This is a genomic window from Ruegeria sp. YTSC230 (assembly GCF_059609665.1).
This window is the reverse complement of record NZ_JBXWMC010000004.1, coordinates 110,686-124,898: the sequence shown is the minus strand read 5'-3', so window position 1 is coordinate 124,898 and position 14,213 is coordinate 110,686. Positions and strand designations below refer to the sequence as shown.

The window sequence follows — 14,213 nt, the reverse complement described above, 5'->3', positions numbered from 1 at the left end:
AATTTTAAACGGTGCTGGTTGGATGTTTAAACATCTTACTAAAAAGAATTAGGTCAACGCTTCTTTGGCCAGTGACATTGACGCATCTAGCTTGGCCTTTCGTTTTTTGTAGTCTGCCTGAATTTCAGCTTTACGCTTTTCAAACTTGTTCCTTGTATTTTCTTTGGCCACCGCAATTTGCTCGTCAATCGCCTCGAGCCTTGCAGCTGTTTGGCTGTTCAGTTCGGTGATACGTTGCGAGATTTTTTCTTTGGCTATACTTGCCTTTGCCTTGGTTACGTCGATTTTGTCGTGGATTGCTTGTTTGGTTTCTTCGTTAGATTGCTTCCACTCGTCTTTTAGCTCTGCAATTTCCCGATTAAGTTCCGCCATTTCAGCAGCGTATTGTTCATCGATTGCATCGGCGCGTGGCTTGCGGAAAACCACTCCTCCAGCCTCGCTCATTTTGACATCCAATGGCGATGTCCAAACTTCGTCAACTGAGGCCACCAAGCAAGATTTACCAGGAATAAGTTCGATGCTGATTTCGTCAAGCATCGTAGAATCTATTCCCGCAACCCAAAGATCTCTGTAGACACCAAACAATCCACCTGTCATCGATCCGACAGCTATTCCTGAGGCGGCCACTGATGCTGCAGCCGCAGATCCGGCGACTGCAGCTCCGGATGCGACTGCCACCGGGCCGGCCAAAACACCAACCATTCCGCCGAGAACGAGGCCCAGTGCCGTTCCCAACGGCCCTTCATCTTCCACCTTCTTAACTTCAACTTTGCCTTCGAGATCTTTCCCGATGACTGCAGCGGCATACACCGCGAGATCTCCTTGGGAATGTAGCGCGCGCAGTGCGGTTTCACCCTTGAATGCAGCAGCATCATCCTCGAAAACGACGGCAATAAATTTTTCCATGTTGGTACTCCTGATGGTTGATTTTAGGCGGGAATTTCTTAGTGGACAGGAACTTTTCTAAACACTAAATGCTCATTGAAACTGCATGTTAAGTGCCGCGTAAATTTGCCATTTGGGCAGGCCGATTCCTTTGTCGAAAACCGAGTACTGCGGTTCGACAAAAAAGTTGTAAACGGTATTGCCGCGTTTGGTGACCTTGCCTAGGCGAATGCCCAATGGGACAGAATAGCTGTCATTAACAAAATTGTAGGTCCAGATCGGGGCGCCGCCCGTGTAGTACCCACTGCCCAGTTGGTAAAAAACAAAGGGTTGAAAGGCACCCAAATTGGCACGTGGGCGCCCATTTGTATCCCCAACGCCTCCACGCCATGTCAGAAGATATCCATACTGAAAGACGGGCGAAGTTGCATTGAAATAAACGTTGGCTAACCCAAGCTGCCATTGATCGGCTCCCAAGCGGTCGTCGGAGGCTGTTGGCACGACCACTTGCGGACCAAGCGCAAAACTAATTCCGGGGTTACCCGTATTAAACTGATAGGCCGCAAAAACATCAAAATCTCCGACGCCACTCAAAGTTTGGCCATCTGTTCCCACCGGTAACGAGTTGAATGGCAACGAGGCTCGGATCAGCCAATTTGAGCTGCCTAAAGTGACCGGCTTTGCATAGCGCAGAACAAATTGATTTCCGGTCGCATTAGCTGGTCCTGTAAAGTCACCGATATAGTAGTTTTGGATATTGAACGCTGTGATATCAGCCAGAGGATTGTTGGCTTGCGCTGCATCAGATTGCGCATAGGCCGGAGTGCTGGCGACGCACAGAATGGAAAGTTGGGCTAAGCGCTTAAAGAAGGATTTCATGGGGCTGCCTTTGTCTCGGGCATCGCTTCTGGCAAAGGTACACCCACCGCTCCGGAAGGGGGCTTAGTGCCCAGAAGAGACGCAATCGTAGGCGCGACATCCACAGTTTCGACGCGTCGTGCGACGGTTTGTGGAACAATATTTGAACCTGTAAAAATCAGGGGAACGTGTGTGTCGTATGTCCAGGGAGAGCCATGAGCAGACGCAACGTGCAACCCGTCAAAATCAGCCACAAACCAATGCGGTTCGAACACCACATAGATATCTCCCGACCTATCTGGATTAAAGTTAGCCAAGACGGCATCGCTAATCTTGCTTTTTGCAAACGACCCGCGTCGCAAATCTGAACTCCCAACCGCATAGGCAATGCCGGGGAGCTTTTGAAGTTCCTCAGCAACAGCTCGCTCGACGACCAAAGGATCTAAAGAACGTTTGGAAATAAGATCTTGGTTCAAATAGACGTAGGGGTTGGAAAAGTTCTGAACCAGATCAGCGGATTCACCAAAATCCATTTGAAGACGCACAAATCCTGGTTCTGTATCGACGCGTTCAAAGCTGAACAAACCAGCTTCAATGCCTAGGGTCGCCAGAAACTCCGGGTGTTCCGGTGCGCCGTGATCTGCCGACAAAACGATCAATGTATTTTCCAGACCAACTACGGCATCCAAATGTGTGAAAAGGTCAGCGATTTGCCTGTCGAGATGCGCGAAATTGTCTTCGGCTTCTAAGCTTGAAGGGCCGAATATATGGCCGACATAATCTGTAGATGACAAGCTGACTGACAGATAATCAGTAACGTCATCTTGCCCTAGTTGTTCTGCGTCCAACAGGGCCTTGGCAAAATCTACAGCTATTTCATCCCCAGCCGGGCTGAGGGTTAAAAGCGTTGTGAAGTATTTCCCGTCTGCCGCCCCCCAGTTATGCGGAAATGTTCGGCCAAACCCAAGTATATCGGCTTCCCACGGTTGGTCGTCGCGGTCTGCAAAGGCATACTTCCCAACGTCTCCCAGAAGAGTCCAAGATCGATTGGCATATGATGCGACAAGGCCTTTTGAGTTCCAATCCTCAATCCAACCGGGATAGGCGTCGCGATAGAACGTGCTTGTAACAAACCGGCCTTCTGACTTTGAGAACCAGTAGGCGTCACCAGCGTGACCTGCCATTGCAATTGCACCGCGATCCTTGACGGACACACCAAACACTTTTGAAGTCGGCCCAAAGTGCAGGCCAATTTCATCGGAGATAGTTGAACTGATGATATTGCGGGGAGACCGACCGTCAGTTGTGGCTGCTCGTTGGGTCGGATCGATTTCGTTCTCCGCATCGACTCCGGTAGCCCCGACCAAAGGAAAGTCCGGATCCTGCACGTTATAGAAAGGCTTGCCAGTTTTTCGATCAAACCACAGGTTGGCTACCATACCATGGATAGCAGGGTCCGTGCCGGTCGCGAGCGTCGTGTGCCCGACAATTGTTTCAGTGTTGGCATGGCGGTGATGAGCATTTGTAAAATTGACGCCATGATCCAACAAATAGCGAAAGCCGCCCTCTCCTATGTGGATACTGAATCTGTCGATTAGGTCTCCACGCAACTGATCAACAGTTATTTGAAGAACCAGTCGAGGCTTGCCTTGAGCGCTTGAGACAGACGGAACGACCAAGCTGCCTCCAACAACCAACCATTTGATTAGCAGGGGAAAAGTTTTCGGCTCGATCACGTATTTCGTCCTTTTTATAACAGTAGAATTTGTGTTTACCCAACGTTTGCCGCAGTTTTGGGTCGTTTTTTCAGACCGCGACCGACACGTCGTTCCTTAGGCCATTGGCAAAGCGGATATATCCTGCGCCCTCACCGATCAGCGATACGCCTGCAACGATCCCCAACAGCATCACGCTCACCTCGGGGTACTTCGCTAACAGATATCCCGATGCCAGCACGGACACACAACCAACGGAAATGACCCAGCCAGAACCTTGATCCGGTCGCGCCATCACGCCCACTGCAATCCGCATCAAGCCATTCACAAAAATTGCAACAATCAAGACCAATGTAAGCGCCATGAGCCCTTCAAGAGGGCGAAATATCAGCAACAACCCGGCAATCAGATTGAAGCCCCCCAAGATGGAATAGATGAGCCTTGCATTCCAGCCATCTTTGGTTGTGAAAACCTGCACTAGCACCACGAAGCCACCTACTGCGAAAACAAATCCCACAGCAAATTCAATGGCCAATGATACCAAAAAAGGTGCAAAAAATGCGAATACACCCCCGATAGCCAACACAATCCCGAGTCCAAGAAACCAGCCCCAGTATTTTTGCAGATCGTTGTCTGAGTTTCCCATGCTCATTGTATCTTTCCCTTGGTCGATTGCATTTTCAAACACTGGCGACTGCTTTTGCGTTTAGGCGCCCTCAAGCAGGTCAAAGCCTGTCGAGTGCGACCTTCCGTTTAGTTTCGAGCGTAGTGAAAGCGCGGCAGGCTTTTCAGATTTTCCTTGGTCGCATTGGGCAAAACCAGATCGCCATCCGCGTTGATCTCGAAGGCGACCGCTGGCAGCGCGATCAACTTTTCACCGATGTTCAGGAAGCCGGCGACGTTGACGATCACAAAGGTCGTATCACCATCCGGCAAGACGAGCGCATCATGGACATATCCCACAAAGTCGCCACCAGCATTGTAAACATCACCGCGTAAAAGCTCGACTACGCTCCAACCGGAAGCGACTAAGGCGACATCAAGATTGTTGTACTCGACAACAACACCGCCAGCCACATGAGGTGTGGACTGTGCGAGCGCATACATTGGGTCTCCAATTGCCAAAGCACACAAGAGAGCCGTTGTTCTCAGAACTTTTTTCATATTACTGATCCCGTCTCGACAATGTGAAAATTGAATTCAGGTCGCCGGGTGATCAAGCAGCCCGCCCCCAAAACAAACTGGTCAGTTTCCGGACAAAGCGGCACGAAGCTCTTTTTCATCACTGACAGACAATGATGTCTCGATAACCTCGCCCTTCATGCCCTCCAATTCGCCCAACAACTTCGTAGGTCGGTTTGACCACCCGATAACGGCCAGAGCCGATGAGTCAGGGCCCATCTTTGAGCCGACGCGAGCTGCCAATGCGTCCTCTTCGTCTGCTTGATCCAGCATTCCTGCGAGTGTCCCAGAGCCAGCACCAACAGCCGAACCTGCAATAAACCCGGCAGCAGGGTTACCGACCATGGCACCGATCAACGTGCCGGTCAGTGCTCCAAGAGAAGTGCCTCCGACGAAACCCGTTGCTGTAAGAGTATCGGAATTCCGGGTCCGCACTACGCCGTTCTTATCGCGGGTCATTACCACGACCTCGTCGAGATCGACTTCCCAATCCAGGCTCATTTTTTGCAGACGCAAAAGTGCTTCGTCTGCTGTATGACGGCCCTCGAAGACAATAATGACCAAATCACTCATCGTATCTCTCCCTAGTTGAAAATTGTTTTTTGCAGCGCAATGACACACAAAAGAATGTACGTCCTGACGCGATACCCTGACGATGTTTCATTTTTGAACTCCATGCGCGGTTCTCTCTCAACACCGCGCATGAATTAAGTTTACCGAGCTCGAAACTACTTACTTCCGTTGTTTGCCGTCATCAGCTCCATGACCTGATCGATTGAAAAGCTGGCTGGCTTCTGACGCGGTGGGAACTCCTGGAATGTAGCCAGGAACTGGCCTACATACTTTTGTGCGGGCACCAGGAAATAGATCCGATCAATCATCCAGTCGTAGTAAGTATTGGATGTTAGATGCGCCTGTTCGAATGGATCACGCCGAAGGTTGGTGATCAAAGGGACGCGAAGTGGGGTCCAAGGTTCGATCCAGGCACGCAATGTCGAAACAGCTTTTTGCTCAAGGAAAATCAGTTTCCAATCGTCATAGCGCAAGGCTGTTAATTCTCCGGTATCCGCGAAATAGAAAATCTCATGTCGCGGGCCGTCTTTTGTTTCACCAGTAAGAACGGGCAAGAAGTTGTAGCCATCCAGATGCACTTTATATTCGCGACCAATGGCTTGAACGCCACCTGCTTTCAAATCTTCCTTGATGGTCTCATTGCCCGCTGCTGCCAACAACGTCGGCAACCAATCCATGTGGTGCATGATTTCGTTTGAGACAGAGTCAGGTTCTATTTTCCCAGGCCAACGCACGAGCGAGGGCACGCGCCATCCACCTTCCCAGTTGGTGTTCTTTTCACTGTAGAACGGGTTGGTGCCAGCATCTGGCCATGTATTCTTGTGGGGGCCATTATCAGTCGAATAATGAACAATGGTGTTGTCAGCAATGCCCAGTTCGTCAAGCACATCCAATAGCTGACCGACATGCATGTCATGTTCCACCATGCCATCGCCATACTCATCTTGCCCCGAGATCCCGAACAATTCGTCTTTCACATGTGTACGGAAGTGCATCCGTGTGCCGTTCCACCAAACGTAGAAAGGTTTGCCTTGTTCGTGCGCATTTTTGATAAAGTCGACGGCAGCTGCAACGGTTTCATCGTCGACTGTCTCCATCCGTTTTTTGGTCAACGGTCCCGTGTCTTCAACATGCCCATCAGCCGAAGACTTGATAACGCCACGAGGGCCAAATGCCTCACGGAAGGTCTGGCCGTCCGCCAAAACCGCGTCGCCGGGATAGTCGCGATTTTCTGGCTCTTCTTCCGCATTCAAATGGTACAGGTTTCCGAAAAACTCATCAAAACCGTGGTTTGTGGGAAGCATGCTGTCCTGATCACCAAGGTGATTTTTCCCAAACTGACCGGTCATGTATCCTAAAGGCTTCAGAAGGCCAGCAATCGTGGGATCTTCTTCCTTCATACCCAAGTCTGCGCCCGGGAGGCCTACCTTGGACAAGCCGGTTCTATAGACAGACTGTCCCATAATGTAAGAAGCCCGACCAGCTGTACAGGACTGCTCACCATAGTAGTCGGTGAACATCATGCCTTCATCAGCAACCCGGTCGATATTGGGCGTTTCGTAGCCCATTAATCCCCTAGTGTAAGCGGATATGTTGGATTGCCCAATATCGTCTCCCCAAATCACTAGAATGTTTGGTTTGTCTTGTGCAGAAACTGGTGTGCCAACCACGAGGACAGCGACCGACAATGCACCCAATATCGCTGACTTTGTTATGCCCAAATTATGTTTCATGTGCTCTCCTGAAAAATTCGAAACCAACGCATCAATCGACAGACTGGTGACATCGCGATCAAAGTTCATTCCCACGATGACCCCATTGGTTAGCCGTGTTTGCCCTACAATCTGTCGGCAAATACGAATCAAGGCTGCAAAAGCAACATTCATATTCACGAAAAACGTGTGTTAGCCTGTCAACGACGGGAAGCATTCATATATAAGAAGTTATATGAAGAGATTCGCTAAACACGCCGAAGCACATAATGAATCACTGTCCGAGCACAGTGTATGAGTGAAAAGGTCAACGAATTCACGATTAGAGCGGGCTCATTCCATGGTCCAATCTCCTTGCTTACTGACAACGCTCGGATGTTTCAAAAAACGCTGCATTCTTTCAACCTGCCAACGGAGCCAGAGGAGATTGTTGACGTTTCCAACTACCTAGAGGGCATGAAGGAAATAACTCGGTTCGCTGGCGATGATGATTTCTTTGCCCGAGCAGGCTATGTTCAGAAAGTGGAAGATTTGGGCGTATTTGGTCGCGCAATCGTTTCCGCTGATACCTTGTGGGACGCTTTGCAGATCGCCAAGTCTGCGCTGTTGTACTATCAGAGCGATTCAGAGTTAGTAATCAGAACCTACAAAAAGCGTTGCCATATCTGGTATTTCAATCCTTTTGAAGCTTTTGAAGGCGCCAAAGATGTTCAATACACAATAACTCTATTGGCCAACGTTGTCTGCCTTGCAAACAATCGCACCGATCCGGACATTGATGTTTCCTACCCTAATGGCTGTTCGACGCACGTTCTGTTCAACTCCGCTATCAGTCGCGTTAGGGCTTCCACCCAAGGGTACATTTCGTTCGACGAAGAAGCACTCAAGTCGCAGATGTCCAAAATGGATGCACTGAGAGCCGAAGTGTTTTCGCGCTATTTGGCCGATGAATCCATAAAGGCTTGCGAAAAACCACTGACGAAGGACATTGTCGCAGGCCTAGTTCGTGCTTCATTCGGAGTTGCGCCATGGTCTCTAGTCAACACCTGTGGAGCACTGCAATTACACGAGCGGACGCTTCAACTTCGTTTGAAGTCTGAAGGAACTTCTTTTCGTGAAATCGTTCAGACTGAGCGGCACCTTGCATCAAAGCGCCTCCTAGTGGCTGGAAAAGACATAGTTGAAACTGCCGAAATACTTGGCTTCGAGCATCGGCAGAGTTTTTCAGAGGCATTCTCAAGGTGGGAAGGCCTTTCTCCGTCGGCCTTCACAAGTAGGGTTTAGGTACTGTCAGACGAATTCGAACCAGTCTCAGCTAGGCCTGTATTGCTGCCTTTTATGCCGCACCGAGTTCGCGCCACTCGGCGAGAGCAGCGGTGCGTGTCAGCTTGAATGTGTCTCGGCTGGTGAGCGATCTTTTCTGGTTGAAGTGGTTGTAGACAGAGGAATGGACAGCGGCGAACTTCTGCAAACTTTGCATCCGCTTGAAACGCTGCATTGCGCGTTCTCGTTTCCGCCATCATCCGCCCGCGCAGCGGGCTCATCTTCGGTCGTGTCATGGAAGCCCCCTGTTCGATTCAGAAACCTAAATCGTCAGGGGGGATGCTCACTTCCCAAAATGAGCCCAAATCTGGTGGGTGGAAGAACGCTAGCATTAAGCGCCAGTACCGCGCGAGCGGTATCGTCCTTGGGCCGGTTTCAGTATTCAAGCAATTCCTTGCACGCAGATGCTGCACCGTATCTGCGGTACGACTTGGTCAACTGGGCATGCCCGCTCCAGACAGTCTGGATAGCCATCTTGGCCTCGCCTCTTCCGGTGCCCACAACTCAGACTGAAGTTGTTCTTCCATGCCCGTGGTCCAGTCGGGGTTTTCTTCAAGAAACGGTTTTAGGACCTGTCTGGCTTTGTCCTTTTCGCCGAGATCCATAAGCACTACTGCATGGAGTTTGGATTGCCCTTCATTCAAGGCCGGACATGTCATCAGGACGTCGCGGGCAGCGTCGACGTCCCCCGAAAGCCAGTAGGCCCAAGCTTTCTTGTGACTGAGATCATAGTTGTGCAATGGATTAATGCGCTCGGAATCCTCAATTATCTTCAGGGCCATACCGGTTTCGCCAAGGTAAAGGTGTTGGCCGATCAGGCCCGACAGAACCAGCGTTGAAGCGGGGTTTAGCCGTGCAGCTTTTTCAAAAACCTCCTTCGCAGCGATCATTTCCCCCTTGCCGGCAAGCGTTCGAGCAAGGGCGTACTGGGTCAGGTAGTTGTCGGGGGCCAACTTAAGCGCCGTCGCGACGAACTGCTCGGCTTTCGCCGCCACAGCGGCACGGCCTTCCAAAATCCAGCCCTCGTCGAGCCCAACCCGCAGGGCCAGAGCCTGACCGAAATGTCCCCAAGCAGAGTCGCTATAGCGCTCCAGGGCGATATCCTGCTCATAGAGGTTTACCAGCCATGCGTCCTTGGATTGAAAACGCATCATCCGACTTCGGGCGGCATTTTCGATCAGAACGGCGCTAACCTCTCCGAGGTCGATCCGGTTTTGGGCCAGATCAATAGCCTTTGCACCAACCAAGTTGGCGACGCGGCGACTTATCGCACGGGTCATAGAGAGCACTTCCCGAATGTGGAAATCAATGGTGCCAACCCAGACGCAGCTCTCGTCTTTTGCCTCAATGAGATTGATCGTCGCCGTTGCATTGTTGCCGTCGGAACGCAAAGAGCCCGTCACGACAAAGTTCGCCTGCAGTCTGGCGAAGACCGAGGTGAGAGGTGCGTTCGGCGACAACTGAAAACTGGACGCCCGCGAGATAACAGTCAGCTCTGGCTGAAGCGCTAGATCGGTTGTGATCGCTTCGGCAATCGCGGCACGCAACGTCTCGGAATTGATATCGGTGATCTGGAAGTCTTCGAACGGCAAGACCGCGATGGTCGTTTTCCGCTCGCCCTCAGTAGAAAGATCCACTGACATACGCGGCCGCGTCGGCCCGGGGCTGACGGGATCCGGCGCCAGCCGATAGCCCTTGCGTGGAATGGTCTCGACGATCCGCTTTTTACGGTCGCCAATCGCTTTTCGAATGTCCGATATACACTGCGCAATCGTGGCATCGGAAACCACATCGCATTGCCAAACGGATCGTACCAAAGACTCACGGCTCACCACTTCACCGCGATGACGTAGCAGATGACCAAGCACCCTGCGCGACAAGTATCTGAGGTTTATCTCTTGTCCCTGTTGATCGTAGAGGCGTTCCAAACGGGGATCGAACCGCATTGCGCCCACTTGAATTTCAAAAGATTTCAAAACATTTGGCTTGAGAAAACGCATCGCTCGCCCCCCTCATGTAGAGATTATCACACCTACAGCCATCAGGAAATTGATGGCGAACATTTCCGTACAGGGAGCCCGCAATGGTCCGAAAAAAGACGCAAGCGATCGCGCTATTTGCATGCCAGCTCATGTTTCCCCAGGCAGCAGTTTCTCAAGCAATTCATGAAATGGAAACTTCATCCTTGGGTGAAGTGGAATTTGAAACGTCATGCACACCAGTAAGTCAGGAAGGTTTCGACAAAGGTCTGCTGCTGCTGCACCACATGATGTATCAAATGGCCAGCGCCCAGTTTGAGGCGGTCGCCGAAGCCGATCCGAGTTGTGTAATGGCAAACTGGGGCATTGCAATGAGTAACTTTCATCCGCTTTGGCCCGGCATTCAATCGCCTCCCGAGCGTGAGAAAGGGCTTGCAGCAATAGAGCGGGCCGTTGGGCTTAAGGCAGGTACAGCTCTTGAGGGTGCATTCTTCGCTGCAGCGGCGGCCTTTTATGACCCAAACCTAACCACCTGGCCGGAAAGAAAGGCCGCCTGGGCTGAAGCCCAACGCCAGATTTACGCAGACTATCCTGACAACGATGATGCCGCGGCCTTCGCAGCTTTGGCCATGCTGGCGATTGCATCGCCAGGCGACAGATCCCTTGCACAACAGCGGGAGGCTGGCGCGCTTTTGGAGAGTTTGCACGAAAGAGCGCCTCAGCACCCTGGAGCTTTGCATTATGTGATCCATGCCTATGACCATCCGCCGCTGGCGGAGGCGGCCTTGCCGTTCGTGGAGGCTTACCTTGAGCTTGCGCCAGAAAACCCGCATGCCCTGCATATGCCGTCGCACATCATGACGCGGCTTGGTCGGTGGGAAGAGGCTGCGGACCTCAACCGCCGGTCTGCCGCTGCCGTACTGGCACAGCCTAGGATCGACGGGACCATATCGAACCACTATCCACACGCGCTTGATTATCTGACCTATGCCCTGTTGCAAATGGATCAGGTTGGAGAAGCAACAGAGACCGTCACAACTCTTCTTGTCACCATTGGCATGCAGGATGTGTTTGGTACGGCCTATGCTGTTGCCGCAGCCCCGGCCCGACTAGCTTTGGAACAGGAAGACTGGAGCACTGCAGCCGCCTTGCCCGATATTCCCTATGAAGGTCTTGAATGGGGGCGCTACCCGCATGCGCTGGCCATTGTCGCTTTTGCGCAGGGTGTCGGTGCCGCGCGGATAGAGGATGCCGAGGGTGTCGAGGCTGCACTGGCACGCCTAACCGACCTGACTGAAATCATGAAGGAACGTGGAATGCAGTACTGGGTCACTCTTGCAGACGCACAGAAGGGCGCCATTGAAGCATGGCGGGCCTATGAGGCTGGCGACGCGAATGCGCTCGCAATGATGGAGGTCGCTGCTGATGTTGAAGATTCCGTAGGAAAAGCCCCTGTCACGCCAAGCCATGTTCTGCCAGTTCGCGAGCAACTTGGTGACATGCAGCGCATGCTCAATGAAGCTGATGCTGCGAAAGCATCTTACCAAGCAGCGCTCGCTATTTCTCCCAATCGCCGCCGGTCAATCGAAGGGATGGCCGAGGTGTCAGGGAACTAAGTGGGATTCAGGGGCACCCGTTTTGGTGGGATTCCAGCAGGATGCCCTATTGCGACACACATCAAAGTGTATTCCGCCTACAGAATTGAGTAGGCTCAGGGAATGTCTGCAATGCGGGCTGCGACAGCAGCAATCAAGCACCGTTTTCAAGATCCGCGAAGGGCCGACCCATCGGCCCCCAATGATCAGCTTCTGCTTTTTGGCGTTCTTGATGCAACGTGCAGCATTGGTCGCTAAGGGCTCAGAGCAGCCGTTCGCTGCACTCGGCGTGGACGACTGCTTTGCGGACAAAGCCGCAATTCAAGTTCCATGCGATCCGTTAAATTCCACCTAATAGACCGCTCGTCCCCCAGATGCATCGAAGACCGCACCGGTGTTGAGGGTATTGTCATCCGCTGCGAGAAAAAGAACGATGCGCACAAGTTCCTCGACAGTCCCGGCCCTTTTCATCGGTGACTTGGCAAGCATCGCTTCGAGGTCCTTGCTATCCAATTGTTTCAAAAGCTCGGTCTCGATTGGACCCGGTGCGATGCAGTTAACGCGGATGCCGGTCAGCGCGAGTTCTTTCCCGAGTGACTTAGTCAGAGCAATTACCCCGGCTTTTGCGGCTGAATATGCGGAGAGATTGGGCGTGCCTTCTTTGCCAGCCAAAGATGCCATGTTTACAATGCGACCGTAATTTTGGCTAATCATAAATGGTAAAATCTGCCGTGTTACTTCGAAAACACTCACCAGATTGATATCGATTAGTTTTTTCCATTGATCCGGATCAGTTTCGATCACCGATTTGCTTCCCGCCCCCGACCCGGCGTTGTTGATGAGCACGTCAACAGTTTGGTCTGATGAAACTACAGCTTGAATTGCTCGGGTAATGGATTGGGTATCTGTCACATCGCAAACATGTGAGTGAATGCCGTCTTCTTCTAACGCCTCGATATCCAGAACATGGACGTTTGCTCCTGCCTTTTGCAGGCTCAATGAAATTCCATAGCCGATACCTTTCGCTCCGCCGGTGACGACCGCCGTCTTGCCGTGAAAATCAAAAGTTGTTGCCATGTATCCTCTCCGCTCAGTCTCGACCTTTGGAAAGACTACAAGTTCACTCGAACTTTAACGACCAAATACCGGCAATTCTGGCAGCAGTGCACAGCTTCTTTTGTTCCGCAGAGGTAAAGCCATACATGCAGCTTTGGGCTCGAAGCGGTCGTTAGATGGATTAGATTGCATCATGAAGCTCAAACGTCGGCAAAGCGGGCAAAGCCGCCATTTAGCCACAGCGACTGATCCGTCAGGATAGAACAGTCTCCAAACGTTCCAACGAATTCTGCGGCCACACCTCATCGAATTTGTAAAATTCCTCGAAGATAGGAATGTCCTCGCTGAGTGGCACCCAGGCCTGTTTGCTGCTCGTGAAAATCTGTGCATCCGGAGGACATTGATCCGGGTTGTCCAGTGTTCCGACGCGCACGTACCTTAGCTTTCCAAGGCGGATCATGTAGCTGCTAAAAACGGCGACGCCGCAATCCCTACAGCGCGTAATAATCTGACCTTTCCCGCTTGGAGTGGAGAGCTCGTTTTCGGTGATTGGCCCTTTGCACGTCACGCGATCGGCCTCAATGATGGCGTTCAAGACGTAGGCCGCTCCGGTTTGTCGCTGACATTCGCTACAGTGACAGCAATGCACGAACATGGGTTGTGATGTCATCTGATACGTTACGGCTCCGCAGCCGCATTTCCCTTTGATCATTATTTCCCCCGAGTTGTTTCCTAGCGTTCAAGCCATGGCCCTTATTGGACCAGCTCATAATGCTTGATAGAACGCGACCCGACCAATTCGGCCTCCGCCGGATCGATATGCGGGCTCTGGTAGTTTTCGCCGACAAAAGCCTTTAGTGACTCTAGGTTTTCCCACACCATGACAAAGCTGAATTCTCGTGGTGTGTCAGCACGTGCGGCACCAGGAAACACTTGAACGATGCCCTTAGTACCTCTCATCAAGGGTATAGCTGTTTCATGGAAGAACTTGCTGAACTCTTCCTCTTTGCCTGGCCGAGTCACGACCTGAAAGATGCGCATGATCATTCGTCCGACCTCCGTAAAGTACGGTTCCTGAATGTATGAGCGCCTCTGGTTCCATGACCATATCATTTTGTAACGGGTGTGTCTGCTTTGGGCTCGGAGCAGTCATTCGCCGCAGAACGCCCCTAGGTCTGCTTTGAGCTCAACGAGGTCATCCGACCGTTTTTGTCGGATGACGGCTAAGCACCGCTAAGCGGTCTTCCGGCAGCAGACAATCGAACTTTATGCATTTAGTGGTCGCTCAGCACGATAGCAGACGCTGACCAAAAATCCGCTGTGACTTTAGTTCGG

General features: G+C 51.8%; 13 protein-coding genes and 1 pseudogene. 2 read left to right on the top strand and 12 right to left on the bottom strand.

Features of this window, described 5'->3' with window-relative positions:
* Positions 1 to 48 precede the first annotated feature (48 nt).
* The 7 genes from AC2FD9_RS09775 to AC2FD9_RS09745 all read right to left on the bottom strand — a co-directional run bounded on the left by AC2FD9_RS09775 (position 49) and on the right by AC2FD9_RS09745 (position 6,946).
* On the bottom strand, positions 49 to 906 hold the full coding sequence (locus tag AC2FD9_RS09775) for a hypothetical protein (protein WP_282119857.1): 858 nt from the start codon (positions 904 to 906) through the stop codon (positions 49 to 51).
* 72 nt (positions 907 to 978) lie between these two features.
* Positions 979 to 1,764: a transporter family protein gene (locus AC2FD9_RS09770; protein ID WP_282119858.1), complete on the bottom strand. Its 786-nt coding sequence runs from the start codon at positions 1,762 to 1,764 to the stop codon at positions 979 to 981.
* Complete coding sequence (locus AC2FD9_RS09765) at positions 1,761 to 3,479, bottom strand: alkaline phosphatase family protein (protein ID WP_282119859.1); 1,719 nt, start codon at positions 3,477 to 3,479, stop codon at positions 1,761 to 1,763. The genes AC2FD9_RS09770 and AC2FD9_RS09765 overlap by 4 nt, the downstream gene beginning before the upstream one ends.
* A 70-nt stretch (positions 3,480 to 3,549) precedes the next feature.
* A complete protein-coding gene (locus AC2FD9_RS09760) occupies positions 3,550 to 4,146 on the bottom strand; it encodes an HdeD family acid-resistance protein (protein WP_282119860.1) in 597 nt (198 codons plus the stop codon).
* Between the two features lie 65 nt (positions 4,147 to 4,211).
* A complete protein-coding gene (locus AC2FD9_RS09755; RefSeq protein ID WP_271946077.1) occupies positions 4,212 to 4,565 on the bottom strand; it encodes a PRC-barrel domain-containing protein in 354 nt (117 codons plus the stop codon).
* A 138-nt stretch (positions 4,566 to 4,703) separates the two neighbouring features.
* Positions 4,704 to 5,213: a DUF1269 domain-containing protein gene (locus AC2FD9_RS09750; protein ID WP_271946075.1), complete on the bottom strand. Its 510-nt coding sequence runs from the start codon at positions 5,211 to 5,213 to the stop codon at positions 4,704 to 4,706.
* A 155-nt stretch (positions 5,214 to 5,368) separates the two neighbouring features.
* Entirely contained in the window at positions 5,369 to 6,946 is a 1,578-nt protein-coding gene (locus AC2FD9_RS09745) for an arylsulfatase (protein ID WP_432653450.1), read from the bottom strand.
* Positions 6,947 to 7,219: 273 nt separating this feature from the next.
* Between AC2FD9_RS09745 and AC2FD9_RS09740 the strand changes: the two genes are divergently transcribed.
* On the top strand, positions 7,220 to 8,209 hold the full coding sequence (locus tag AC2FD9_RS09740; protein WP_282119862.1) for an AraC family transcriptional regulator: 990 nt from the start codon (positions 7,220 to 7,222) through the stop codon (positions 8,207 to 8,209).
* A gap of 52 nt (positions 8,210 to 8,261) precedes the next feature.
* On the opposite strand, the pseudogene AC2FD9_RS09735 reads toward AC2FD9_RS09740, so the two are convergent.
* Together AC2FD9_RS09735 and AC2FD9_RS09730 are read right to left on the bottom strand one after the other, a co-directional pair.
* A pseudogene (locus tag AC2FD9_RS09735) lies at positions 8,262 to 8,444 on the bottom strand (IS6 family transposase); the annotation flags it as partial.
* 238 nt (positions 8,445 to 8,682) lie between these two features.
* Positions 8,683 to 10,194 carry a winged helix-turn-helix domain-containing protein gene (locus AC2FD9_RS09730; RefSeq protein WP_496836592.1) on the bottom strand — a complete coding sequence of 504 codons (1,512 nt, stop codon included), beginning with the start codon at positions 10,192 to 10,194 and terminating at the stop codon, positions 8,683 to 8,685.
* Positions 10,195 to 10,418: 224 nt separating this feature from the next.
* Here AC2FD9_RS09730 and AC2FD9_RS09725 point away from each other — a divergent pair, with 224 nt between their 5' ends.
* Positions 10,419 to 11,843, top strand: coding sequence for a hypothetical protein (locus AC2FD9_RS09725; RefSeq protein WP_282169255.1), 1,425 nt, complete (start codon positions 10,419 to 10,421; stop codon positions 11,841 to 11,843).
* Between the two features lie 330 nt (positions 11,844 to 12,173).
* Here the strand turns inward: AC2FD9_RS09725 and AC2FD9_RS09720 are convergent, their stop codons facing one another.
* The 3 genes from AC2FD9_RS09720 to AC2FD9_RS09710 form a co-directional block, all read right to left on the bottom strand.
* The gene (locus AC2FD9_RS09720) at positions 12,174 to 12,899 is read right to left on the bottom strand and encodes an SDR family NAD(P)-dependent oxidoreductase (protein ID WP_282169254.1); all 726 of its coding nucleotides are present in this window, start codon (positions 12,897 to 12,899) and stop codon (positions 12,174 to 12,176) included.
* A gap of 232 nt (positions 12,900 to 13,131) precedes the next feature.
* Positions 13,132 to 13,590 (bottom strand): GFA family protein, encoded by a 459-nt coding sequence (locus tag AC2FD9_RS09715; RefSeq protein ID WP_496836589.1) that lies wholly within the window; start codon positions 13,588 to 13,590, stop codon positions 13,132 to 13,134.
* 41 nt (positions 13,591 to 13,631) lie between these two features.
* Positions 13,632 to 13,925 carry a putative quinol monooxygenase gene (locus AC2FD9_RS09710; protein ID WP_282169252.1) on the bottom strand — a complete coding sequence of 98 codons (294 nt, stop codon included), beginning with the start codon at positions 13,923 to 13,925 and terminating at the stop codon, positions 13,632 to 13,634.
* Positions 13,926 to 14,213: the final 288 nt, after the last annotated feature.